This window comes from Gammaproteobacteria bacterium (assembly GCA_021647245.1).
Lineage (GTDB): Bacteria > Pseudomonadota > Gammaproteobacteria > RBG-16-57-12 > RBG-16-57-12 > JAFLJP01.
In genome coordinates, this window is sequence record JAKIVC010000010.1 from 32,696 (window position 1) to 57,821 (window position 25,126).

Annotated in this window: 18 protein-coding genes and 1 riboswitch; of the genes, 7 read left to right on the forward strand and 11 right to left on the reverse strand. The window is 50.3% G+C overall.

What is annotated here, in order from left to right; all coding sequences use genetic code 11:
* Positions 1-9 precede the first annotated feature (9 nt).
* On the reverse strand, positions 10-384 hold the full coding sequence (locus L3J94_04330; protein MCF6217983.1) for a response regulator: 375 nt from the start codon (positions 382-384) through the stop codon (positions 10-12).
* 279 nt (positions 385-663) lie between these two features.
* A complete protein-coding gene (parE, locus tag L3J94_04335; protein MCF6217984.1) occupies positions 664-2,547 on the reverse strand; it encodes a DNA topoisomerase IV subunit B in 1,884 nt (627 codons plus the stop codon).
* 157 nt (positions 2,548-2,704) lie between these two features.
* On the opposite strand from parE, the gene L3J94_04340 reads away from it, so the two are divergent.
* From L3J94_04340 to dxs, 3 genes are read left to right on the forward strand one after another with little or no spacing between them, the layout of a single operon-like run.
* Positions 2,705-2,950 carry an exodeoxyribonuclease VII small subunit gene (locus tag L3J94_04340; GenBank protein MCF6217985.1) on the forward strand — a complete coding sequence of 82 codons (246 nt, stop codon included), beginning with the start codon at positions 2,705-2,707 and terminating at the stop codon, positions 2,948-2,950.
* A 15-nt stretch (positions 2,951-2,965) separates the two neighbouring features.
* A complete protein-coding gene (gene ispA, locus L3J94_04345) occupies positions 2,966-3,862 on the forward strand; it encodes a (2E,6E)-farnesyl diphosphate synthase (GenBank protein ID MCF6217986.1) in 897 nt (298 codons plus the stop codon).
* Positions 3,863-3,903: 41 nt separating this feature from the next.
* On the forward strand, positions 3,904-5,793 hold the full coding sequence (dxs, locus tag L3J94_04350) for a 1-deoxy-D-xylulose-5-phosphate synthase (protein MCF6217987.1): 1,890 nt from the start codon (positions 3,904-3,906) through the stop codon (positions 5,791-5,793).
* Between the two features lie 551 nt (positions 5,794-6,344).
* Here the strand turns inward: dxs and thiC are convergent.
* Positions 6,345-8,234 carry a phosphomethylpyrimidine synthase ThiC gene (gene thiC, locus L3J94_04355; protein MCF6217988.1) on the reverse strand — a complete coding sequence of 630 codons (1,890 nt, stop codon included), beginning with the start codon at positions 8,232-8,234 and terminating at the stop codon, positions 6,345-6,347.
* A 57-nt stretch (positions 8,235-8,291) separates the two neighbouring features.
* Positions 8,292-8,389: riboswitch (TPP riboswitch) on the reverse strand.
* 326 nt (positions 8,390-8,715) lie between these two features.
* Here thiC and L3J94_04360 point away from each other — a divergent pair.
* Together L3J94_04360 and L3J94_04365 are read left to right on the forward strand one after the other, a co-directional pair.
* A complete protein-coding gene (locus L3J94_04360; protein MCF6217989.1) occupies positions 8,716-9,381 on the forward strand; it encodes a protein-L-isoaspartate O-methyltransferase in 666 nt (221 codons plus the stop codon).
* Between the two features lie 133 nt (positions 9,382-9,514).
* Positions 9,515-10,798, forward strand: coding sequence for a TolC family outer membrane protein (locus L3J94_04365; GenBank protein ID MCF6217990.1), 1,284 nt, complete (start codon positions 9,515-9,517; stop codon positions 10,796-10,798).
* 5 nt (positions 10,799-10,803) lie between these two features.
* On the opposite strand, the gene L3J94_04370 is transcribed toward L3J94_04365, so the two are convergent.
* Entirely contained in the window at positions 10,804-11,214 is a 411-nt protein-coding gene (locus L3J94_04370) for a hypothetical protein (GenBank protein ID MCF6217991.1), read from the reverse strand.
* A 178-nt stretch (positions 11,215-11,392) separates the two neighbouring features.
* Here L3J94_04370 and L3J94_04375 point away from each other — a divergent pair, with 178 nt between their 5' ends.
* Positions 11,393-12,829, forward strand: coding sequence for a Ppx/GppA family phosphatase (locus L3J94_04375; GenBank protein ID MCF6217992.1), 1,437 nt, complete (start codon positions 11,393-11,395; stop codon positions 12,827-12,829).
* 14 nt (positions 12,830-12,843) lie between these two features.
* Here the strand turns inward: L3J94_04375 and ppk1 are convergent, their stop codons facing one another.
* The 6 genes from ppk1 to parC all read right to left on the reverse strand — a co-directional run bounded on the left by ppk1 (position 12,844) and on the right by parC (position 23,240).
* Complete coding sequence (gene ppk1 / locus L3J94_04380) at positions 12,844-14,922, reverse strand: polyphosphate kinase 1 (GenBank protein MCF6217993.1); 2,079 nt, start codon at positions 14,920-14,922, stop codon at positions 12,844-12,846.
* Positions 14,923-14,934: 12 nt separating this feature from the next.
* Entirely contained in the window at positions 14,935-16,854 is a 1,920-nt protein-coding gene (locus L3J94_04385; protein ID MCF6217994.1) for an ATP-binding cassette domain-containing protein, read from the reverse strand.
* A 204-nt stretch (positions 16,855-17,058) separates the two neighbouring features.
* Complete coding sequence (locus L3J94_04390) at positions 17,059-18,159, reverse strand: acetate/propionate family kinase (protein ID MCF6217995.1); 1,101 nt, start codon at positions 18,157-18,159, stop codon at positions 17,059-17,061.
* Between the two features lie 69 nt (positions 18,160-18,228).
* On the reverse strand, positions 18,229-19,113 hold the full coding sequence (htpX, locus tag L3J94_04395) for a protease HtpX (protein MCF6217996.1): 885 nt from the start codon (positions 19,111-19,113) through the stop codon (positions 18,229-18,231).
* A gap of 127 nt (positions 19,114-19,240) precedes the next feature.
* Complete coding sequence (locus L3J94_04400) at positions 19,241-20,986, reverse strand: hypothetical protein (GenBank protein ID MCF6217997.1); 1,746 nt, start codon at positions 20,984-20,986, stop codon at positions 19,241-19,243.
* A gap of 4 nt (positions 20,987-20,990) precedes the next feature.
* Positions 20,991-23,240: a DNA topoisomerase IV subunit A gene (gene parC, locus L3J94_04405; GenBank protein MCF6217998.1), complete on the reverse strand. Its 2,250-nt coding sequence runs from the start codon at positions 23,238-23,240 to the stop codon at positions 20,991-20,993.
* A 351-nt stretch (positions 23,241-23,591) separates the two neighbouring features.
* Here parC and L3J94_04410 point away from each other — a divergent pair, with 351 nt between their 5' ends.
* A complete protein-coding gene (locus L3J94_04410; GenBank protein MCF6217999.1) occupies positions 23,592-24,476 on the forward strand; it encodes an HDOD domain-containing protein in 885 nt (294 codons plus the stop codon).
* 36 nt (positions 24,477-24,512) lie between these two features.
* Here the strand turns inward: L3J94_04410 and orn are convergent, their stop codons facing one another.
* Positions 24,513-25,061: an oligoribonuclease gene (orn, locus tag L3J94_04415; protein MCF6218000.1), complete on the reverse strand. Its 549-nt coding sequence runs from the start codon at positions 25,059-25,061 to the stop codon at positions 24,513-24,515.
* Positions 25,062-25,126 lie beyond the last annotated feature (65 nt).

Below are 25,126 nucleotides of genomic sequence, written 5' to 3' on the forward strand. Positions count from 1 at the left end.
AGCCACAACTCAATGAGTGCTGAGGAGTTCTTCGAGCTTATTACTGAACTCATTAATTGAAAATGGTTTTTTCAAAATAGCCCCCGCCCCTACAAGTGAGGCGATAGGCAGATAATCAAAGCGCCCGGTAATACCGCCACCACCGGAAATAGCCAATACTTTCACATCCGCCTTTATCTGCCTAAACTCAAGAATGAGATCTATCCCGCTCTGCTCGGGCATCACCAGATCGGTCACCACCAAATCAATCGCCTGAGATGTAAAGATCACTTTTGCCTTTGCCACAGAGTCTGCGGTAACCACACTGTGACCACATTGGCGAATAACTTCGGAAACCATCTCACGAACAGACTCTTCATCATCTACCAACAATATGGTTGCCATCATTTTTCCTTGTTTTAAACACTGTCGCCCAGAACGCTACGCCCACTACTCCCCAAATAGAAAAGAGATATAATATTGAAGGCATTGCTTTCACAGTGACATCAATAGATTGCGCAGTCTGTGTATTCCTACTTGAGAATTAGGCTACATAGAGATTTCGACGCTAAAGGGGATAACTTTAAACAAGGAGAGTAGATAACCTCACAAAGAGGCGTGGCGCGGTCTGAACCTAGCTCATCGTAATAAGGAGAAGCTAATTGTTGTCTACGGAAACCGCCGTTAACCAAGATCAGCTAAATTCCCTCGCGTCTCCAGCCACGCCTTGCGATCAGACGCACGTTTTTTTGCCAACAACATATCCATCAACTGGTGAGTTTCATCCCCTGATTCCACTGTCAGCTGAACCAGCCGACGGGTATCGGGGCAGAGTGTTGTCTCTCTTAACTGTAGCGGATTCATCTCACCCAGCCCTTTAAATCGCATCACATTTACTTTGCCGCGTTTTTTCTCCGCCGCAATGCGGTCAAGAATGCCATTTTTCTCTGCCTCATCCAGTGCGTAATAGGTCTCTTTTGCAATATCGATGCGGAATAACGGAGGCATCGCGATGTAGATATGTCCCGCCACCACCAGAGAGTGGAAATGACGCAAAAAAAGCGCACAAAGCAGCGTTGCAATGTGGGCTCCATCCGAGTCAGCATCGGCCAGCACACAGATTTTCCCATAACGTAGTGAGGAGAAATCATCTGAACCCGGGTCTACACCAATCGCAACCGATATATCGTGTACCTCCTGAGAGGCGAGCACCTGACTTGACTCCACCTCCCACGTATTAAGGATTTTTCCTCGTAGCGGCATAATAGCCTGGAAGTTTTTATCCCGCGCCTGCTTCGCAGAACCACCTGCGGAGTCACCCTCCACCAAAAAAAGTTCGGTGCGGGCACTGTCCTGTGAGCTGCAATCAGCCAATTTACCGGGTAGCGCGGGTCCTTGGGTCACCTTTTTGCGTATCACTTTTTTGCTGGCTCGCAGCCGCTTTTGCGCGTTGCTGATTGCCATATCTGCCAGATTTTCACCTATCTCGGGGTGTTGATTCAGGTAGAGACTGAATGCATCTTTCACCACACCAGAAACAAAAGCCGCACACTCCCGAGAAGAGAGCCGTTCTTTAGTCTGCCCCGAAAATTGCGGATCGGCCATTTTCACTGACAATATATAGGTGACGCGTTCCCAGACGTCATCCGGCGTTAATTTAACCCCCCGTGGCAATAAGTTTCGGAACTCGCAAAATTCACGTATCGCTTCAGTTAATCCGCTACGCAGACCATTTACGTGGGTGCCTCCCTGAGCGGTGGGCACTAGGTTCACATAACTTTCCGCCACCCCATCGCCACCTTCAGGCAGCCACGAAACAACCCACTCCACCGCTTCCAGGTTTCCCGACAAGCAACCCATAAAAGGCTCTTTAGGTAATAGTTCTAGCCCTTTCAGCTCATCCAGAAGGTAATCTTGCAGACCATCCTCGTAATACCACTCGAGAGACTCACCCCCCTCTTGTTTAAACTTAACCCTTAAACCGGGGCAAAGAACCGCCTTGGCACGCAACATATGTTTTAAGCGAACAACAGAAAATTTAGCACTGTCAAAAAATTGGGGGTCAGGCCAAAAACGAAGCGTCGTGCCAAGATTGCGTTTACCGACACTACCGACCACACTCAAATCAGAAACCTTATTACCACTCTCAAAGGCAATGTGATGCTCTTTACCACCACGGCGCACCCAGACATCAAGACGTGTAGAGAGCGCATTGACCACCGAAACACCCACACCATGCAGGCCACCTGAAAACTGGTATTGGCTGTTGGAAAACTTACCACCGGCATGTAATTTAGTCAGAATAACCTCAACCCCGGGAACACCCTCATCAGGGTGAATATCTACCGGCATTCCCCGCCCATCGTCGCGCACCTCGACAGATTGATCTTCATAGAGGGTCACCTCAATCAACTTTGCATGACCCGCCATCGCCTCGTCAACGCTGTTATCAATAACCTCCTGGGCCAAGTGGTTGGGGCGTTCGGTTTGGGTATACATACCCGGCCGTTTACGCACGGGCTCAAGGCCGCTTAATACCTCTATGGACGCTGCATCATAATTGCTCATACTGCCCTCAATCCTTTCTACCACCTCATTACATCACATCGTATCACAAGGGAATTACTTTGTTAGCCCTAGAAAAGGCGAGTGCGCGAGCTAACATTGACCCCATATCGTATCTAGGTTACGGTAGCCGATCCTCAAATTTTACAGGCAGGCTACGGTGCCAAGAAAATCCACAAAACTCAACTTTGAAGGCTCAATCAAAGAGCTGGAAACCCTTGTTGAGCAGATGGAGAGTGGCGACATCACTTTGGAAGAGTCCCTCAAATGCTTCGAGCGCGGCATTGAACTAACACACAATTGCCAACAACTGCTCTCTGCCGCTGAACAAAAGGTGGAGATATTAATGCAGAAAAATGGTCAACCGCAACGGCTACCGTTTGATAGCGAAAGCACGCCTGATTAATTACCCAGCGAGTAGATGGCTGTGAATCTGAAAACCCACTTCACCCACTATCGGGACAGAGTTGAAACAGCCTTAGATCAGTGGCTTCCCGGTGACAAAATCCACCCCGCACACCTGCATGAGGCGATGCGTTACTCCACTTTTAATGGTGGAAAGCGTGTTCGCCCGTTACTGGTCTACCTAACAGGTAATGTGCTGGACATACCCACAGAGCAGCTGGATGGCCCCGCCTGTGCTATTGAGCTTATTCACAGCTACTCACTGGTGCATGATGATCTACCTGCGATGGATGACGATGATCTGCGACGAGGAAAACCCACCTGCCATAAAGCCTATAATGAAGCAACGGCCATTTTAGTCGGCGACGGGCTCCAGGCACTCGCCTTCCATATTTTGGCCAGTGATAACAACATGATCAATCATTCAGCAGCACGCTTACGCATGTGCGCACTACTGGCTCACTCCAGTGGCTCACGCGGCATGGTGGGTGGCCAAGCAATCGATCTTGCGGCAACCGGTAAAACACTCACACTGGCCGAGCTACAAGATATGCATATTCACAAAACTGGCGCGCTCATCCGTAGCAGCGTCATGCTCGCCGCCTACAGCAAACCCAGTCTGGATACCCCGTCAATCAATCACCTCGATCACTACGCAAAGTGCATCGGCCTCAACTTCCAAATCAAAGATGATATTTTGGATATTGAAGGTGAAACCGAAATCCTTGGCAAGCCTCAGGGGTCCGACCTCAATGCCAACAAAGCCACATACCCCGCCATTGTGGGAATGGACGAAGCCAAGCAGATGATGAGCGACCTACACCAAGAAGCACTGGAGAGTCTCAGCCAGTTTGGTGATAAGGCAGAACCCCTGCGCGATCTTGCTGAGTACATCATTAGCCGCAAATACTGATATACTGGAAGCACCCACTTTGAAGAGGATGACGCCGAGCAATGGCGAATAATAATACGGAAAACAGCGACAGCACTTCGGCAGATGTAAGTGAAGCCAACGCCTCGCTACTGGAACAGATCATCACCCCTGAGCAGCTGCGCGAACTCAGCCCCCACCAGCTGCCCGCATTAGCCGATGAGTTGCGTCACTTTCTGCTGGACTCTGTCAGCAAGACGGGCGGACACCTCTCATCCGGGCTAGGTGCCATCGAACTCACCATTGCCCTGCACTATGTCTTCAACACACCCAGTGACCGCCTTGTATGGGATGTAGGCCACCAGAGCTACCCACATAAAATCCTCACCGGCCGCCGCGAACAAATGGACACTATTCGCAAACGCAACGGATTATCAGGTTTTCCAAAACGCACCGAAAGCGCCTATGATGCCTTCGGTGTTGGCCACTCCAGCACCTCTATCAGCGCCGCACTCGGCATGGCAGTCGCCGCTCAACATGCCAACAGTGATCGTAAATCGGTGGCTATTATCGGTGATGGAGCCATGACAGCGGGCATCGCATTTGAGGCACTTAATCATGCCGGTCACCTGAACACTAACCTACTGGTGATTCTCAACGATAACGAGATGTCTATTTCACCTAATGTTGGCGGGCTCTCAAACTACCTTGCCAAAGTTCTCTCAGGAAAGTTTTACTCATCAATGCGTGAGGGCGGTAAAAAAGTATTTAAAAATATGCCCGCAGTCTCTGAGCTGGCACGTCGTACCGAAGAGCATATGAAAGGGATGGTAGTGCCCGGCACGCTGTTTGAGGAGCTAGGATTTAACTACATTGGCCCAGTGGATGGGCACGACCTGGACACCCTGGTCACCACCCTACAAAACATCAAATCCCTCAGTGGCCCCCAATTTCTACATATTGTCACCAAAAAAGGGAAAGGCTACCAGCATGCTGAAGATGACCCCTGTAAATTCCATGGCATGACCCCTTTTGACCGTGAAAGCGGCAAAAAAACCGTGACCGCTAGCAGCAAAAAAAGCTACACCGATATCTTTGGTGAGTGGTTATGCGATACCGCCACACAAGACCAGCGCTTGATTGCCATAACACCCGCCATGTGTGAGGGTTCTGGCATGGTAAAGTTCAGCCAACAGTTTTCCAAGCGTTATATCGACGTGGGAATTGCCGAGCAACATGCCATCACCCTGGCAGCAGGCCTCGCCTGTGAGGGGCTAAAGCCGGTCGTTGCCATCTACTCCAGCTTTCTGCAACGGGGTTATGACCAGCTACTACACGATGTTGCCATACAAAACCTGCCGGTACTGTTTGCGGTCGATCGCGCCGGGATTGTTGGCCCTGATGGCCCCACTCACGCCGGCTGCTATGACATCAGCTTTCTACGCTGCGTACCCAATCTGAGCATCATGACCCCAGCCGATGAACAAGAGTGCCGGGCACTACTGAGCACCGGCTATCAAATGGATACACCCGCCGTGGTTCGCTACCCCCGTGGCAGCGGGCCGGGCATTGAAACTACCAACAACCTGACACCGTTACCCTTCGGCAAAGGTGAAATTCGTCGCCAGGGGAAACGGATTGCCATCCTTAACTTTGGCCCGTTACTGCAAGAGGCGCTCCACGCCGCCGAACAGCTCGATGCCACGGTCGCCAACATGCGTTTCGTAAAACCGATGGATGAAGCACTGCTGCATCAACTGGCTGAACAACATGACACGCTGATCACACTTGAAGATAATGCAACCATAGGTGGTGCTGGCAGCGGCGTTAACGAGTGGCTAGCCGCGCAAAATATTCAGCGCCAAGTAATCAATTTGGGGCTACCCGATCACTATATCGAACACGGCACTCGGGAAGAGCTGCTCAGCAGTTGTGGGCTCGATGCCCAAGGTATAATCAACTCACTCTCCTGAACTGCATAAAATTTATCTTTTCTTTTGGCATAAAAAAACGCGCTTACCCTCCCTAGAAGGTAAGCGCGTTTATAAAGTGCTCTCTAACCGGTAAATACGTGGTAATAAGCAACACCCATAACCCACAGACCGAAGGCTGTAAAACCAACGATTAACGTCATACTTATTTTTGGAATAATTGCATCGATCATAACTTTCTCTCCTATCACTCTATTATTATAAACCCAGCAACCTGCACAACCTATCTGGATGAGCATGATACTAATATAAATACGCTTCACAGCATAGGGTTAATCTATGCGTGATTTCAAATGGAGTCTAGCAAATTATTGGTTTTTTTATTAATTTAAGAGTGAAAAAAAAGAGTAACCCTACAATTAGTTGATTATTAACAAATTAACCAAAACAAATACATGCCAATATCCGCCCGACCCTCTTCCATAAAGCCAATTCATGCCATTCAACTGTGCTGGTTTAAAAGGAACGCTATTGACAATGCAACGACCACCCATAAAGAGCTGACCGCCACACAGTGAATTCAATAAGCTAGGCTATGTGTTCTTATATATTTCAGCGCCACTTTTGACAAACTGTATCGCCTTCTCCTGCATACCCTTCTCCAACGCCTGGCCTTCGGTAATACCCTGCTTAGCCGCGTATTCACGGACATCCTGGGTTATTTTCATCGAGCAAAAGTTGGGACCACACATCGAGCAGAAATGGGCAACTTTGTGCGCCTCTTTGGGCATAGTTTCATCGTGGTATTCCCGAGCGCGCTCGGGATCAAAACCAAGGTTAAACTGATCCTCCCAGCGGAACTCAAAGCGTGATTTAGACATCGCATTATCACGCAGCTGAACACCCGGAAACCCTTTAGCAAGGTCGGCAGCGTGGGCGGCAATTTTGTATGAGATAATACCGACCCGTACATCCTCTTTATTGGGCAGCCCCAGGTGCTCCTTGGGAGTGACATAACAGAGCATTGCGGTGCCATACCAACCGATATTGGCCGCACCAATCGCAGAGGTAATGTGATCATAACCCGGTGCAATATCGGTAACCAGTGGCCCCAAGGTATAGAAAGGTGCTTCAAAGCAATCTTTCAGCTCTTTATCTACATTCTCTTTGATCATTTGTAGTGGCACATGCCCCGGCCCCTCAATCATCACCTGCACATCATGCTGCCAAGCAATTTTGGTCAACTCACCCAGCGTCTCCAGCTCACCGTACTGTGCAGCATCATTGGCATCCGCCAGTGAACCCGGGCGCAAGCCATCACCCAGAGAAAAGGCGACATCGTATGCTTTCATGATTTCACAAATTTCATTGAAGTGGGTATACAGAAAGTTCTCTTGATGGTGCGCCAGGCACCATTTGGCCATAATAGAGCCACCGCGAGAGACGATGCCCGTGACACGGTGTGCCGTCAGCGGCACATAGCGCAACAGTACACCGGCGTGGATGGTGAAATAATCCACTCCCTGTTCAGCCTGCTCAATCAAGGTATCTTTGAAGATCTCCCAGCTAAGCTCTTCAGCCTTACCATTCACTTTCTCCAACGCCTGATAGATCGGCACCGTACCAATCGGCATCGGTGCATTACGCAAAATCCACTCACGGGTTTCGTGAATATTTTTTCCCGTTGAAAGATCCATCAGGGTGTCACCACCCCATCGAGCAGACCAGGCCATCTTTTCAACTTCCTCATTGATAGATGAAGTGACCGCAGAGTTGCCTATATTGGTGTTTATTTTTGTGCGGAAGTTACGACCGATGATCATCGGCTCCAGCTCAGGGTGGTTGATGTTACAAGGAATAACTGCGCGACCTGCCGCGACCTCATCACGCACAAACTCTGGGGTAATGTATGCCTGAATATTGGCACCCCAGCTCTCGCCCCCGTGCTGGCGCAGCAGCTTAGTGTAACGGGAGTCTGCCTTTAGCTCCTGCAAGCGACAGTTTTCACGAATCGCAATATATTCCATCTCAGGTGTAACAATACCCTGTTTGGCGTAGTGCATTTGCGAAACATTTTTACCGGCCTTGGCGCGACGTGGGGTGCGAATATGCTCAAAACGCAGATGAGTCAATTCAGGCGCACTCTGACGCTGCTGACCATAATCAGAGCTTGGACCTTGCAGCCACTCGGTATCACCGCGCTCTTCAATCCAGCGGCTACGCACATCCGGCATCCCCTTCATCAGGTCAATCGTAACATCTGGGTCGGTAAACGGCCCTGAGGTGTCATAGACCGTTATGGGTGGATTTTCTTCTACGCCATTATCCGTATGAGTTACGGCCTGGCTGATTTCACGCATCGGCACACGAATATCAGAACGCGAGCCTTCAATATAGATTTTTCTGGAGCCAGAAAATGGCTGGGTGACTTCTTCAGAAAGCTGTGTAGCCTTGAGGATGAAATCTTCTGGAATTGCGCTCATATCATACACCTAACTATTGGGTATGGGCGCAGGCAAGACTTAATTGATAGAGTATTCTCTAAAATCAAGCAGCTTCCCTACGCCGGGATTAACCGGATCAGGTTCAAAGGGTCTATCTCAGTACACCGTAGCGGGTGACACCCCTAGCCTGTCAAACGCCGCATGTTAACAGGAAACAGATAATTTGGCGATTAATACCAGATCTTAATCATCAACTATTAGCCAGATAAAACAGCTCGCCTCACATTTTCCCTAAAAATCAGAACAACGCCCCCAGCACCGATAGGCTTGCATATACTTCACAAGCTATTGATTCCACATATCGATTTTCTACTCGGGGATTAGGGGCTGTCATCACTCTTGCCAGAAGAACCCAAACCCCGTAATCTTTACAGGTCTGTTGCTTTGGGCGAATCGTTCGCCCAGCGTTAGCAGAGATCCAAGCTAACAGTGCACAATGATCATCTCTATGGGGTTAATAATGACAAGCATGAATCAAGAGCAAGCCCGTTTCAATATGGTAGAACAACAGGTCCGCACTTGGGACGTACTGAATGCAAGGGTGCTGGATGTATTGCACGAAATCCCTCGCGAGCGATTTGTCCCCCATCCTTATATAGCCTTGGCCTACGCCGACACCGAGCTTGAGATCGGCCACAATCAGGTGATGGATAAGCCCCTTATCAGTGCGCGTTTGCTGCAAGAGCTCAATATTCAGAAAGATGAGACCGTGCTGGAGATTGGCACCGGCTCCGGCTACCTGACGGCACTCTTGGCTCAGTTAGCCAAGCATGTCTACAGCATTGATAAAAATAGCCATTTCATCGAAAAAGCCAAAGTAGCACTCGCCTCACTTGATATTCAAAACATCACCCTCTCAACGACCGATGTCATCGAGCAGACCATTGAAAGTGGACCTTTTGATGTCGTCGCTTGTACTGCCTCATTTCCTGATCAGGTACCACAAACCGTACTCGAAAACATCAAAGTAGGTGGCCGCATGTTTGCCGTTATCGGCCAGTCACCCCCCATGGAAGCGACACTCATCACACGTACCAGCAATACCACATGGGATCAAAAAGCGCTCTTCGAGACTGAAACGGCAACCATTGAAGGGGTCAAAGCAACTGAAAAATTCATCTTGTAAAAAATCAATATTAGAATAAACTAATAATCGAGCTTTATCCAGAGCCTCACCGGGTGACATTCATCAGAGGGAGTTGTCGATTGACCGCGAGATGGTTCGCCACTAACATTTACCCAAATTCAGAGGTAATAAAATGTCCCGATATTGGTTTTTACTGATTGCTTTACTCCTCCCCCTCTCCCTGCATGCCAGTGAAAACCTGCAACAGATATATCAGATTGCCAAGCAGGTAGACCCACTGTTCAAATCGGCCGAGGCTTCGCGGTTTGCCAGTCAGGAGATCGCGGTGCAGGCAAAGGCTGGATTTCGCCCGAACATCAGCTTCAGCGCCAACACGGGTAAAGATTGGCGTGAAAGCCCGGGGCGTGACATCATCAGCAAGGGGTACGCACTTAATCTAAATCAGCCCCTCTACCACCGTAATACCTATGTCGCCAATAACCAGGCAAAAGCCGAAATGGTGCTGGCTGGAGCCAACTTTTCAGCGGCTCAACAGGCGTTGATCCTCCGTGTGGCGAGTACCTATTTCGATACCTTGGCAGCGCAAGATAACCTTCAATTTGCCCAAGCAGAGAAGGCCGCCATTGAGCGACAGCTGGAGCAGACCAAGCAGCGTTTTGATGTAGGGCTGATTGCGATTACCGATGTACACGAATCACAGGCGGCTTTCGATACCGTAACCGCCACGGAAATTGTAGCCGAAAATCGTTTAGCCATCGCACGCATTGCCCTGCAAGAGATCATCAACCAGCCTGTAGATCTCATTACCCCACTCGCCGACAACATACCGCTCCAGCGACCACAGCCCGATGATCCAGCTCACTGGCTAACACTGGCTGAAAAGAACAACAAAGAACTGGCGGCGCTGATGCAAACACTGTCTATCAGCAAGCAGAGCGTTGAAATGGCACGCTCCGGTCACTACCCCACCCTCGACCTAAATGCTAGCCACCGCTACTCAGATGACAGCTTCAGCTCTTTTGTGGGCAACACCTCAACCAGCATCTCACTGCAACTGAACGTGCCGCTCTATCAAGGCGGCGGCACTCAGTCAAAAGTGCGCCAGGCGCTGCATCAACTCACTGCCGTAAAAGAGCAGTATGAGCAGAAACGCCGTGCGGTAGAACGCCAGGTGCGCAGCGTATTTCTGGAGGTCACCGCCGCCATCAGCCAAGTAAGCGCGCTTCAGCAAGCGCTTATCTCAAGCCAGAGCGCTCTTGAAGCCAGTGAAGCCGGCCTGGAGGTGGGTACCCGCACCACTGTCGACGTTTTAAATGCCCGCCGCGAGCTCTTCCGCGCAAAAAGTAACCTATCACAAGCCAAATACGGTTTTATCATCAGCACGCTAACACTGAAACAAGCCGCAGGCGTACTCAATGAAGAGGATATCCAGACCGTCAATCGCTGGTTGCGTTAACCCGATTATGGCCAATAGGTTTCGACGCGATGACCATTGCGCACATCGAAGTGTAGCCATGAGACGCCCAGCTCGACACTCTGGATATACTGGTAAACCGGCTCATCCAATCGCGTTAGAATATCCTCACGCACTTCATCCACCGTCACCGCACCAAAAAGGCAGTCGGCAGCACGCCCAAAACTGTGCTGACTATAGCGGCTATAAAACGGGCTATCAGGCGTTCGCAAACCACTCCACTCCCGCTCACCACCCCAGAACCAATTATTCACCGTGACCGGACCATAGCGCTTGCGAAGCCGATCAAGCGTTACCAAAAGACGCTCATCCAGCAACGCCCACCCCTTCTCTCCACGCTGCTGATACACGACCCTTGGCAGCAGTTCGTGAAGTGCAAAATGTTGACACTGATACATCGCAATACGCCTCCATGACATTTAGCCTGAATGATACTCTAACCCTCCATTTCAAGTCGCCGTAAAAAAGAGGTAGACTGGTCTAAAATTCGTATCACACAGGTATCACTCCTTGTCTCAAAAAAGCAACCCACCCGAGTTCATCGCCGCTATCGACCTAGGTTCCAATAGCTTTCATATGATTGTAGCGCGACTGCACAATGGTCAATTGATAGTCATCGATAAACTACGTGAAATGGTTCGCCTGGCTGAAGGTATTAGCTGCGAAGGTGAGTTAAGAGCAGATGTTGCACAGCGGGCTATCGACTGCCTAAAGCGCTTTGGTCAACGGCTACACGACTTCCCCTCCGGTAGTGTACGTGCTGTGGGTACCAATACGTTGCGCAATGCCAGTCAAGCGGGAGATTTTATTTTGCGCGCTGAAGAGGCGCTTGGCCATCCGATTGATATTATCACCGGTGTCGAGGAGGCGCGCCTCATCTATCTGGGTGTTTCGCATGGTATCGCCGAAGATAGCAGCCAGCGATTGGTCATGGATATTGGTGGTGGTAGCACCGAGTTGATTGTGGGAAAAGCATTTGCCCCCCGTTATATGGAAAGCCTGGAGATGGGCTGTGTATCCATCACCCAGCAGTTCTTCCCCGAGGGAAAAATCAATGAAAAACGTATCAATAAAGCACTGTTAGCCGCCAGCCTTGAGGTGGCCCCACACAAGAAAGTACTTAAACAGTTAGGTTGGAAGCAGGCCATTGGCGCATCAGGTACGATCCGCGCAACACGCGCCGTGTTGTTGGAAAATGGCTGGAGCCATGAAGGTATTCCGATCGAAGGGCTGCGCAGCTTGGTGGAAAAACTCGCCACATTCGAACAGATTGATGAAATCTCACTTCCCGGCCTCACCGCCGAGCGTGCACCGGTCTTTCTCGGCGGGGTGCTGGTACTGCTTGCCACTTTTGAAAAGCTGCATATAGAGCGCATGATCGTCTCCGACTGCGCCTTGCGTGAGGGGCTGCTTCACGATCTGCAGGGGCGTATTGAACATGAAGATACCCGCGCCTACAGTGTCACTAATATGGTTGATCGCTATCACATTGATCAGGAGCAGGCCAAGCGTGTCACGCAATCAGCGCTCTACATATTCAAACAACTCAGTGAAAGCTGGTCACTGGACAAAGCCAACCACCCTGACTGGATTAACTGGGCCGCCCAGCTCCATGAGATTGGCCTCGACATCGCACATAAACACTACCACCTGCACGGTGCCTATATCATTGAGCACTCAGATCTGGCGGGGTTCAGCCAGCAAGAGCAACGTAAACTGGCACTACTGATCCGCCTGCATCGCCGCAAATTCCAACCCTCGCTGATCACAAAACTACCCCAGCGCTGGCAAAAAAGCACCGCTCAGATGGCGATTATTTTACGTCTCGCCTTCATTCTTAACCGCAGCCGCAACAGCGAGCCTGCAGCCGACTTCACACTCAAGGGTAAAGAGAACAGCCTGCACATCAGCTTCCCAAAAAAGTGGCTTGAGCAACACCCGCTTACCCAGGCAGATCTGGAGCAAGAGGCGCTCTATTTGGACAAAACAGGATTCACGTTAGAGTACCAATAGCCAGATCGAGTGATCTACACCACATCCGCCTTCTTCTCCAGCAAACTCTGCTGAATAGAAAACGGCGACTCTCCTTTTGCAGGCTTGACCTTTTCATAGCTTGCATCACGCATCAGCCTCCATGCCTGCTGGTTATCCTTAAGGTAGCCATTAAGGTCTTTAATAATACGCTCTCTCAACGCTTTTGCTTCAATCGGAAAGCAGACTTCGACCCGCTGATAGAGATTACGCTCCATCCAATCGGCACTGGACGCAAACACTTCTGGAGTCGCGTTGTTCTCAAAATAGTGAACACGGGTATGCTCAAGAAAGCGGCCAATAATAGAGCGTACACTGATATTTTCTGAAACCCCGGGAATACCGGGGCGCAAGCGGCAGACACCGCGAATAATCAGGTCAATTTTCACCCCAGCAGCAGAAGCACGGTAGAGCGCCTTAATCACCTCCTCATCGGTCAGTGAGTTCATTTTTGCAATAATCCGGCTCTGCTTACCCGCCAGTGCATTTTTCTCTTCACGTTCAATCTTTTCCAGAAGGGTCTTTTGTAGCGTAAAAGGTGCGTGAAGCAGTTTGTTCAACTTGGGTACCTTGCCAAGACTTGTTAACTGGTTAAAGACATTCACGACATCTTCCCCCACCTGTTTATTGGCACTAAATAGCCCATAATCGGTATAGACCCGCGCCGTGCCCGGGTGGTAGTTTCCAGTACCCAGGTGGGTGTAATAACGCAGTCGCTTCCCCTCACGGCGAATCACCAGCATCATTTTAGCGTGGGTTTTATAGCCCACCACGCCATATACCACATGTGCGCCGGCCTTCTGCAGGCGTGTCGCCAACGTAACATTCGCCTCCTCATCAAAGCGTGCCCGCAGCTCAACCACCACCGTCACCTCTTTACCCGCAAGCGCTGCCTTTACCAAGGCATCGGCAATTGTAGACTTTGCCCCCGTGCGATAAAGTGTCTGTTTAATCGCCAGCACTTGGGGGTCAACTGCCGCCTGACTCAACAGCTCAATCACCGGCAAAAATGAATCAAACGGCATATGCAGCAGCACATCACGCTTAGCGATCGTATTGAAAATATTATCTTTATTGCTGACCTGACTGGGAATACCCGGGGTAAATGGGGGGAAAGAGAGGTCAGGGCGGCTGATCAGGTCAAACACCTTTTGCAAGCGATTCAGATTAACCGGCCCATTGACCAGATAGATATCATCTTCGCTGAGTTGAAACTGCTCCTGTAGAAAGGTCACCATCTCCGGGGGGCAGTTATCGGCAATCTCGATTCGCACCTCATCACCGTATTGGCGCAAAGCCAGCTCACCTTCAATTGCCCGCTTCAGATCAAGCATCTCCTCTTCATCCACAAACAGGTCTGAGTTACGTGTTACCCGAAACTGGTAACTTCCCTGCACATTCATGCCATGAAACAGCTCATCCATGTAAGCGTGAATAACCGAAGAGAGAAACACAAAGTCGTGTTCACCACTTTCGGTCTCATCGGCAGGCAGTTGAATAACCCGTGGTACCGAACGAGGAGCCTGCAATACCGCCAGGCCACTATTGCGCCCAAAAGCATCCTTACCAGTAAGCGAGACAATAAAACAGAGGCTCTTGTTCACCACCTTGGGGAAGGGGTGAGCCGAATCGAGTCCCATCGGGCTCAACACCGGCTGCAGCTCCTCATGGAAGTAGCGCTTCAACCAACTCGCCTGGGAAGCATTCCATTCGGTACGGCGAATGAAGTTAATCTGCTGCTCTTTAAGTGCCGGAAGCAGCTCTTCATTCAGCACCCGGTACTGCTCATCAACAAACGCATGGCTGCGTATTGCCAACTCTGAGAGCACCTCGTTTGCCAACATATTATCCGGGCCACGACGCACCGAACGAGCCGCCTCTTTCTCTTTTAGGCCCGCCACCCGCACCTCAAAAAACTCATCCAGGTTGGTGCAGGAGATCGTTAAAAAACGTAATCGCTCTAACAACGGGATAGTGGAATCTTTTGCCTGGGCCAGCACCCGGCGATTAAACTCCAGCAGACTGAACTCCCGGTTAATATAGTATTCAGGATTTTTCAGATCAATTTCACTCATTACCACAACCTCCTAGACCGCCTCCTGCGCCACTAACTCCAGTGCTTCACACACCGCCATCCACTCTGTTTCGGTCTGTTCGCACTGCAACTTCAGGGCACTTTGCAGCAATAGCTGCTCTTTTAGTCGCTCTTTTTCGCCATCCTGATAAATTCCAGCATCCGCCAATTGGGCTTCAACCTCCCCAAGCGCAATACTCTGCTGCTCAAGCTGCTGCTCAAGTTTTTTGATTTTACGGTTCAGTGGTTGTAGTCGCTTACGCTGTTCTGCCTCCTGCTGACGACGTGCCTTTTTGCTTTGAGCCAGGCCTTCGTCCTCTCCCACGGGTGCAGCTTTGGCCCGCTCCTCACTGCGTTGCTGCTGCAACCAGCGGGCATAATCATCAAGATCACCATCAAACGGAACCACCTTACCGTGCGCCACCAACAGCAGCCGGTCACAGGCACTGCGTAACATATGACGATCATGAGACACCATCACCACCGCTCCCACATAATCCTGTATGGCAAGGCTTAAGGCGGTGCGCATCTCCAGATCCAGGTGGTTGGTTGGCTCATCCAGCAAAAGTAAATTGGGACGCTGGTAAACCAGCATCGCTAACACCAGACGCGCTTTTTCACCCCCCGAGAAGACGGCCACTAGGTCGTTAACACGATCACCCAGAAAACCGAAGCTACCCAGATAATCCCGCGCCTCCTGTTCACCCAACGGCTTACCGAGCTTTTTGGCAACTTGCTGGATATGCAACAGTGGGCTCTCTTCAGGGTGTAGTTGTTCCAATTGATGCTGGGCAAAATAGCCAATCCGCAAATCATTGGCAGGCTGAAACTCACCCGCCAACAGTGGCAACTCACCCGCCAGTAGTTTAATCAGTGTCGACTTACCTGCACCATTCGCCCCCAGCAAGCCAATGGTATCGCCATGATTAATGGTCAACCCCACATCACCGATTAACGGTGTTTCACCATAACCAACAGCCGCCGCTTCTAACGTCAGCAGAGGGTTTGGCAGCTTCTCTGGTGGGAAAAATTTAAACGTAAAAGGTGAGTCAACATGTGCTTGGGCAATCAACTCCATACGCTCAAGCGTCTTCAAGCGACTCTGCGCCTGCTTGGCCTTGGATGCCTTGGCGCGAAAACGGTCGACAAAGCTGCGCACATGGGCGATTTCGCGCTGCTGTCGCTCATAAGCGGATTGTTGTTGGGTCAGCTGCTCAGCACGATATTGTTCGAATGAGCTGAAGTTGCCGTTATAGAACGTCACGCCCTGACGCTCCAGGTGGGCAACATGGTTTATAACGCTATCCAGAAAATCACGATCATGGGAGATCAACAGTAGTGTGCCACGGTAACCGGTCAGCCACTCCTGCAACCACATCACCGCATCCAGATCCAAGTGATTGGTTGGCTCATCAAGCAGCAGGCAATCTGAGCGCGCCATCAGCGCCTGCGCCAAATTCAAACGCATACGCCAACCACCAGAAAAGCTCTGTACCGGGTTCTCTTCCTGCGCCACCGTAAAACCGAGCCCCTGCATCAAGCGCGCCGCACGCGAGCGAGCCGTATAACCATCAATAGCATCCAGTCGACCATGCAGTAGCGCCTGCTGATGACCGTCATCTGCCGCTTCGGCAGCCGCAAGCAGCGCCTGCACCTCACGCAACTCGTGGTCACCATCCATTACCGCGTCAATCGCCGCCCTGGTCAGCGTTGGCGTCTCCTGTGCTACATGGGCCACCACCCAGCCACTGGGCATACTAAAATCGCCGGTATCGGCATGCAGAACACCCCGCACCATGGCAAACAGACTGGATTTACCCGTACCATTAGCACCGGTAACACCCACCCGCTGGCCGGGGTGAATCATGAAAGAGACCCGTTCAAACAGCAAACGGGGACCACGTCGTAAAGAGATATTTGAAAAATTCAGCATAAACCAGAGTTTAACCCGAATAGTTCATGAATTATGCACAATCTTACTTGTTCTATTGATTCCACAGGGTATATTTTCTCTATCGCTCACCATCATGAATACAGAGCCACTTCACAAACTCACCTGTAACATCAATATGTTATGTGATATGCGAATTAATGAAGTGCCCGGGTTAGCAGCCATAGTGGGGCATGCACTATCAGCTCAGGCACTCTCAAACACCGTCAATGCCTCTTCGACCATTACACTCGCCTCATCCACAGCAATCACCCACACTTCACTTGCGCTTTCTGGCAGGCTGATACAACGCTCACCCCCGCCTCTCTGCTCATTGGAGCTCACCTGCAAAGTGATACCCAGCCACGCCATTTCACTGATAATTTCAGCTCTCACCCGTGCACTGTTTTCACCCACACCACCGCCAATCAACACCCCATCCACGCCCCCCAGCACAGCCAGATAAGCACCGATGTATTTACGGATGCGGTAGCAGTAAAGATCAACCGCTAACTGTGCATCCGGGCTATTCGATGCCAGTAATTCGCGCATATCACCGCTGCAACCTGATACCCCTAACAGGCCACTCTCTTCAGACAATAGCTGCTCAACTGCCCGCACATCCAAGCCCGCCTCACGCTGCAAAAACAGTACAACCCCCGGATCAAGATCCCCCGAACGGGTTGCCATCACCAAGCCCTCAAGCGGTGAAAAGCCCATAGAGGTATCAACCACCCGCCCATCTCTAATCGCTGTGATAGAGCAACCAGAACCTAACTGTATCGAGATGACCCGGCCGCCTCTCGTCAATGCAGGCTTGATTTCACACCAGCGCAACCACATCGCTCGGTGGGCAAGACCATGGAAACCATAGCGACGAATCCCATAACGCTCACTCAACTGGCGTGGCAATGCGTAGTGACGCGCCACATCCGGCAGAGATTGATAAAAACCGCTATCAAATAGAGCCACCTGAGGGATTTTTTCACCCAACAGCTCACGGCAAACCCTTATCCAACGTAAAGCGATAGGGTTATGCAGGGGTGCCAGCGGAATCAGTCGTTCAATCTCTTTTTCTACCCGAGCATTAATCAGTGTCGGTGTCGTTAGTTCTGCACCGCCATGAACCACACGGTGCACCACCCGACCGATCTGAATAATATCAATCGAAGCTAAAAAGTCACTTAATCGTGAAGCTTCATTGTCATCATAGTGAGCCGCAGCCAGCCTCACCCGCTCCACGCCTGACTGCTCAAATAGATTCAAACGTAGTGAAGAGCTACCGGCATTTATGGTTAAAATCAGCATAAGGATTCAGGCTTGTCTATTGATTCCACAGGAAACACCTGAGCCAGATCCCCTTGATCAAAAAACAGCTCAACGCATCGCTTTCAGGCTGGCAATCCGCTCTTCCAGTGGTGGGTGGGTCATAAACAACCTCTTCAAACCTGTCGCCAAGCCACCAGAGATACCGAATGCCGCCATCTGCTCTGGCAGTTGCGAGGGCTGCCCAGACTGCAACTGCAAACGCTCCAGTGCCGCGATCATTTTTTCACGCCCCGCCAGCGCGGCCCCGCCATTATCGGCACGAAATTCACGCTGTCGGCTGAACCACATAACAATGGTGCTGGCCAAAATACCGAGAATAATTTCGGCAATAAATGAAGCGATAAAAAAACCAATTCCGTGACCATTTTCATTTTTCAAAATGACTCGATCAACAAAGTAACCGATGATCCGGGCAAAGAAGATAACAAAGGTATTAACCACACCCTGAATCAGTGCGAGTGTAACCATGTCACCATTCGCCACATGACTCACCTCATGTGCCATAACGGCTTCAGCTTCATCACGACTCATGTTATTGAGCAGGCCTGTGCTCACCGCTACCAGTGCTTTGTTGCGTGACATTCCCGTGGCAAAGGCATTCACTTCTGGTGAGTCGTATATCGCCACCTCTGGCATACCGATGCCCGCTTGCTGTGCCTGACACGCAACGGTATCAACCAGCCATTTTTCCATCTCATTACTGGGCTGGGTGATCACCTGAGCACCCGTGGCCCGTTTAGCCATCCACTTGGAGATAGCCAGGGAGATGAAGGAGCCACCAAAGCCAAACACCGCAGAGAAGATCAACAACGAATTCAGGTTGAGAGTGCCATTCTGAGCCAGGATGGAGTCGACACCGAGCAGGCGAAGCGTGATGCTCAAAATAAGAATAATAGCAAGGTTAGTTGCCAGAAATAACAATATGCGCTTCATTTTTAACTCCAAAAACGACCATTAAATATATGTACTGAGATGCCATTAGGTGGGGATAAAAATAAAAAGTTCAAGGGTTGAGCGACTGTTTTAGGAGGCGCTGAGTAAGCCTGTTTGGATTGACGGGTCAATCACTGCTGGTTGATTGAATATCAAGCAGAGCGTAATCCTTATGGCGTCGCACAACCTGAATCACCGTCACTGAAAACAGCCGCTTACTGCGGCGCATAAATAACCTATTTTCACTCAATATATCGGTATATTTAGAGGGAACCAGAAGTTGCCAGCCCATCCCTCTTATCGCACGCACCAAAAAAGCGGGCACTGCCTCCCCTGACTGATGCATTGAGGCCGTTTGTAACACCACATTTTCAGCCTGTGATGTCAATTTTTGCAGTGTCACCGCAACCTCCCCCTGCCCTGATCGCAACAGACGTGAGATACAGCCCAATTGTGGTGGGCCGGCCGGGTCAACCACTTGACTGAAGAGTGCAAGCTGACCCACATCTAGAGCTACCAGGTAGCGTGACTCTTTAGCACGAACCAGTACGCCCCCTTTACAGTCATTAATGACATACCACTGTCCCTCTTTTATATCACGGCTATCGTCAGCCAGTGCTGATGAACGCCCATCCAGCATCGCATCAAGTGTAATTTCAAATACCGTGCCCTTTTTGGTTGGTTTTTTACAACTCTTGGGTAGTTTTTTGTAGCAGTTCATAAAACCGGAAACAATGGAGAAGTCACGGTAACCATCAATCAAGTCACGACTATCCTGTCGCTGCTGAGGTTGCAGTTTGTTTTGCAGCAGCTCCACAAAGGTAAGCCGCTGAGTTTGATTCAGAACAGAGAGTGGTGCCGAAACCTGTTGCAGAGCTTCACTCTCTGTCAAGGCATTAAGGCAGGCAGCGTCACGACTGATCTGCTGTTTTAAAGCTGATATATCAATCAGACAAGCCACCCCTTGAAACGCCACTCGATGATAGAAGGGGGGGCGACCTGAATTTGAAAAAACCAGCAGGTGGCCGCTGGGGACCTCACCCCCCTCATCGGGTTTAAGTGCTATCTCTGGCTCCAGCAGTTTTATGTAGCTATCCAAAACCTGGACAAAATCACTGGGCCAGGCATAACAATCAGCCAAACCAAAAAGTTGTAACAAAACAAATAGTTGACGTGATCTAGCTTGCCCGATCTTACTCTTCACTAGCCCCGCACCACGCAGGTGACACGGCAGATCGATCATCAACGCCAGAGGTTCATCAACTTCGCCGCACAGCCAAAGCACAAAAAATACCTGATTCAAGCCCCGCCATCTTTGTGGGGGGAAGAGCTGGTAACGCAGCGCGCAAACCCGCTGTTCAACGTAAAAAAGCTCAAGTATTCGCATTCCAACGATACGCAGAGTGTTTCGTTGCCTTTGATAACGATATTCCGGCAGCTGATAAAGAGCGCTAAACACCTGTTGAAATCCAGTATTCAACAAGCGCAACAACTCCAAGAGATGCTCTAGGTTATGCTTACGTGCATTACTCTCGACAACGCCCGCTTCATCCCGGTATTGCATATAAATGTGGCGAATTAACGCCGATGTTTCGGCACCCACCAGCTCTAACATCGCCAGCCGTTTTTTTATTGAACACTTGTAACGAACAAGCAGCGAGAGCTGTGCGATTGCCAGCTCCAGTTGAATGAAAGAGGTATCACCATGAGAGCGGAACTCTTTCTGTAGCGTGCTCAGATTTTGTTCGGGGCGATAGCGCTTATCACTCAGCTGCAGCGGCAGGCTAAATTGCAGTGCAAGATCACGCGGCGGTAACGCATCACGCCCCGAAAAGTTTACACTTAATAATCGATCTACAACGCCTAATGCCATAAAGTTACTCTACAGCCTCAACTCTATCTACCTTCTGGAAACCCCGGGGCAACTTACTGCCACGGCGACCCCGCTCACCAAAGTAGTACTCTAAATCACGCCCTCTCAGCTTACAGTGGCGCTGCCCTGCAAAAATAACAACGGTGGCACCTTGTTTGATCAATTGAAGGTTAATCAGCAACTCTTCACGCTCGGATGCCCGATTGGCTGGAATACTGATAATTTTAACCCCCTTTCCTTTAGACAGTTCAGGCAGCTCTGCCACAGGAAAGATCAGCAGCCGCCCTTCATTGGTGATAGCCGCAACCAGAAGGTCAGGGGATCCAAACAACAGGGGAGCAAGTGGCCGGGCAGCATCAGGCAGCGTCATAAGCGCCTTGCCTGCTCTGTTTTTGGTGTGTAGGTTGCTCAATTTAGTGACAAAGCCATACCCCGCATCCGATGCAACCAAACATAGCTGCTCATTCTGGCCCATCAACACATGACTAAATCGAGCACCCTCAGTTGGATTCAAGCGCCCGGTCAGCGGTTCGCCCTGCCCTCGCGCTGAAGGCAGGGTGTGGGCGGCAAGCGAATAGCTACGTCCATGGTCATCCAGGAAAAATACCTGCTGATTGCTTTTGCCTTTTGCGGCAGACAAAAATCCATCCCCCGCCTTATAGCTTAATGACGAAGGCTCCACCTCATGCCCTTTCGCGGCACGCACCCAGCCTTTTTCTGAAAGCACTACGGTAATCGCTTCAGAGCTGATCAGAGCGGTTTCATCCAGCGCCTTAGCCGCGCTACGCTCGACAATCGGTGAGCGGCGATCATCGCCATATTTTTCAGCATCTGACTCAAGCTCTTTACGCAGCAACGTCTTCAAGCGACGCTCTGAAGCCAAAATTTTCTCTAAAAAGTCCCGCTCTGTTGCCAGCTCACTCTGCTCACCGCGAATTTTCATCTCTTCAAGTTTTGCCAAGTGGCGCAGTTTAAGGTCAAGAATAGCCTCCGCCTGCTCAGGCGTAATACTAAAACGGGATATCAACACCGGCTTTGGCTTATCTTCGGTGCGAATGATATGAATCACTTCATCAATATTTAGAAATGCGATTAATAGCGCATCAAGAATATGCAGGCGTGAATTCACCTTATCCAGGCGGTACTGCAGGCGACGGCGTACCGTAACAGTACGAAAGCTGAGCCATTCACTCAGCATCGTACGCAAATTTTTAACCTGAGGCCGTCCATCCAAGCCAATAACATTCATATTGGCTCGATATGTACGCTCAAGATCAGTGGTTGCAAACAGGTGTGCCATCAACTGCTCAGCATTGACACGATTTGAGCGTGGCACAATCACCAATCGAGTAGGATTTTCGTGATCTGACTCATCACGCAGATCTTCCACTATGGGTAATTTTTTAGCCTGCATCTGTGCCGCAATCTGCTCTAACACCTTGGCACCAGAAACTTGGTGAGGAAGCGCGGTGATAATCAGATCACTCTGCTCTCTCTCCCAACAGGCACGCATACGCACGCTTCCATGCCCGGTTGCATACATCTTCAACAAATCGGCTCGTGGGGTAATTATTTCGGCTTCGGTTGGGTAATCGGGCCCTTGAATATGCTCACACAACTCTTCCAGTGTGGTTTTAGGTTTTTCCAGCAACATGATGCAAGCCGCAACCACTTCACGAAGATTGTGGGGAGGAATATCGGTCGCCATTCCCACCGCGATACCGGTGGTGCCATTTAACAGGACATGAGGCACCCGCGCCGGAAGAATAGCAGGCTCCTCCAAGGTACCATCAAAGTTAGGCAGCCAATCTACCGTTCCCAGGCTCACTTCGCTTAGCAGTAGCTCTGAAAAAGCGGAGAGCCGTGACTCTGTATAACGCATCGCCGCAAACGACTTAGGGTCATCTGGAGCGCCCCAGTTGCCCTGCCCGTCTACCAGTGGGTAGCGGTATGTGAAAGGCTGCGCCATAATAACCATCGCCTCGTAACAGGCGGAATCACCATGGGGGTGAAACTTACCCAATACATCGCCGACTGTACGCGCAGATTTTTTATATTTAGCGCCCGCTTTTAAACCCAGCTCCGACATGGCGTAAACAATGCGCCGTTGCACCGGCTTTAGACCATCACCAATATTCGGTAATGCTCGATCCATAATTACGTACATCGCGTAATTAAGGTAAGCCGATTCAGCATACGTTTTTAGTGGTTGGCGTTCGACACCACCTTCATCATAGTGAACAATCTGGTTCATCTGTCTGAGTTCATTTTGGTTATCACTATCCAGGTTATCTTGGAAGGTATAGGCATTACCCTCATTAAAACACTACAACATGCGGTATGCCAAACGAAATAACACCCTAACTCTCAGATGGGAACCTGTAGTGACGTGTAAGATGTTGGTTTCACAGCGAAATAAAAGAGATGTATTGCGTCCACGCGGGCTAAATGGCTGTTTTTAGTTTTGCTGCAGAGGCCTATAGTTTGCGCTACATACACATTTCTGTACGAAGGTTAAAGCATGGAAAATTTAATATAAACCTAAAGTTACTCTAAAAATAGTCGCTTAAAAAATATTGCTCAAACCCCGGAGAGAGACTTCAGAGTGGAAATTGTCAATAAAGCGGAGTTTAACGCCTCGTTCCGTCAACAGCTCCAACAGACCCAGCAGCTACCGCCTCTGCCTGAGACGGCTCGCAAGCTACTTGCCCTGCGTAACAACGAGAATGCGCAGCTGGAAGGGCTGATCAATGTGATAGAGCAAGACCCCAGTCTGGCCGCGCAAGTACTGCGCTACGGACGTCAGTCATTCTACGGCTACGGTGAACGGATAAAAAGTATCGGTGATTCCATTGCGCTGGTAATGGGCTTTAATGTTGCGCTGCATTTCTGCCTTGGACTCGCATCGGGTAAGGCGCTGCAATGCACCAATACCGGGCCACTTGGCCGCACTATTATTTGGCAACAAGCATTAGCATGTGCTGAGTTGAGCCAGCTGCTAGCTGCAAAGTGCCGCATCAAAAACAGACCAAACGGTGGAATCAGTTACCTTAGTGGGCTGTTCCATAACTTTGGTTATCTACTCTTTGGCCATCTACACCCAGAAGAGTACGTTTACCTCAACAAGATGGTAGAGCGCTACCCGGATACAGAAATTCGCGCCCTCGAATTGCACTCATTTGGCATATCCCATGACATGATCGGCATGGAGCTGATGCGCGCTTGGGATATGCCTGAAGAGATCATCCAAGCGGTGGCAGAGCACCATTTCCCCGACTATGACGGAGAGCATGCTCTCTACGGAAAATTGGTTGCCCTCAGCAATCGTCTACTGAAGATGCCTGGCATGCAGGATAACAGCGCCAAACTCTCCACTGAGAAGCTACTAGCAGAGCTTGGCATTGAGAAAGAGAAGGCAATAGAGGTGCTCGAGCGGGTTCAATCACAACAGAGTGAGTTCATGGCAATGGTCAAGGAGATGGCCGCATAGATAGAGAACTTTGCACGCACCGCCACCCCGCCCGCGTTAAGGCAGCTTGAGAAAGTGCTTACGATAGTAAGCCAGCTCCTCAATCGACTCGCGAATATCATCCAGCGCTTTATGGGTACCCCGTTTATTCAAGCCACTGTACATTTTCGGGTGCCAGCGACGCGCCAGCTCTTTAAGCGTACTGACATCCAGATTACGGTAGTGAAAATAGGCTTCAAGCTCGGGCATCCAGCGATAAAGAAAACGGCGATCTTGGCCCACTGAGTTACCACAGATCGGTGAACACCCTTTTGATGAGTAGCGCTGTAAAAAAGAGAGCGTCTCTGCAACGGCATCTTGCTCTGTGGTGGTACTGGCTTTAACTCTATCGATCAAACCTGAGTTACCATGGGTGGTTTGATTCCACTCATCCATCAGCGCCAAAACCTCAGCCGGCTGGTGAATCGCCAGCACAGGGCCTTCAGCCAATAGCTTCAAGTTAGTGTCGGTGACGATTGTTGCCATTTCAATAATACGGTCATTATCGGGATCGAGTCCGGTCATTTCCAGGTCAATCCAAATCAGATTATTCGGGTCTTGTGCCATCATCTCTCGCCTGTTGCTCGCCTTAATGAGTTGCTAACCATTGTAACAGAGGCTACCCTGCTTGG

What these genes read in the sequence shown, in the direction of transcription:
- L3J94_04385 (MCF6217994.1), bottom strand. Translation starts at nt 16,854, where the DNA reads ATGCTGAATTTTTCAAATATCTCTTTACGACGTGGTCCCCGTTTGCTG.
- ppk1 (MCF6217993.1), bottom strand. Translation starts at nt 14,922, where the DNA reads ATGAGTGAAATTGATCTGAAAAATCCTGAATACTATATTAACCGGGAG.
- thiC (MCF6217988.1), bottom strand. Translation starts at nt 8,234, where the DNA reads ATGAGCGCAATTCCAGAAGATTTCATCCTCAAGGCTACACAGCTTTCT.
- L3J94_04370 (MCF6217991.1), bottom strand. Translation starts at nt 11,214, where the DNA reads ATGTATCAGTGTCAACATTTTGCACTTCACGAACTGCTGCCAAGGGTC.
- L3J94_04330 (MCF6217983.1), bottom strand. Translation starts at nt 384, where the DNA reads ATGGCAACCATATTGTTGGTAGATGATGAAGAGTCTGTTCGTGAGATG.
- L3J94_04360 (MCF6217989.1), top strand. Translation starts at nt 8,716, where the DNA reads ATGACAAGCATGAATCAAGAGCAAGCCCGTTTCAATATGGTAGAACAA.
- L3J94_04365 (MCF6217990.1), top strand. Translation starts at nt 9,515, where the DNA reads ATGTCCCGATATTGGTTTTTACTGATTGCTTTACTCCTCCCCCTCTCC.
- parC (MCF6217998.1), bottom strand. Translation starts at nt 23,240, where the DNA reads ATGAACCAGATTGTTCACTATGATGAAGGTGGTGTCGAACGCCAACCA.
- L3J94_04390 (MCF6217995.1), bottom strand. Translation starts at nt 18,159, where the DNA reads ATGCTGATTTTAACCATAAATGCCGGTAGCTCTTCACTACGTTTGAAT.
- orn (MCF6218000.1), bottom strand. Translation starts at nt 25,061, where the DNA reads ATGGCACAAGACCCGAATAATCTGATTTGGATTGACCTGGAAATGACC.
- htpX (MCF6217996.1), bottom strand. Translation starts at nt 19,113, where the DNA reads ATGAAGCGCATATTGTTATTTCTGGCAACTAACCTTGCTATTATTCTT.
- ispA (MCF6217986.1), top strand. Translation starts at nt 2,966, where the DNA reads ATGGCTGTGAATCTGAAAACCCACTTCACCCACTATCGGGACAGAGTT.
- L3J94_04400 (MCF6217997.1), bottom strand. Translation starts at nt 20,986, where the DNA reads ATGGCATTAGGCGTTGTAGATCGATTATTAAGTGTAAACTTTTCGGGG.
- dxs (MCF6217987.1), top strand. Translation starts at nt 3,904, where the DNA reads ATGGCGAATAATAATACGGAAAACAGCGACAGCACTTCGGCAGATGTA.
- L3J94_04375 (MCF6217992.1), top strand. Translation starts at nt 11,393, where the DNA reads ATGATTGTAGCGCGACTGCACAATGGTCAATTGATAGTCATCGATAAA.
- parE (MCF6217984.1), bottom strand. Translation starts at nt 2,547, where the DNA reads ATGAGCAATTATGATGCAGCGTCCATAGAGGTATTAAGCGGCCTTGAG.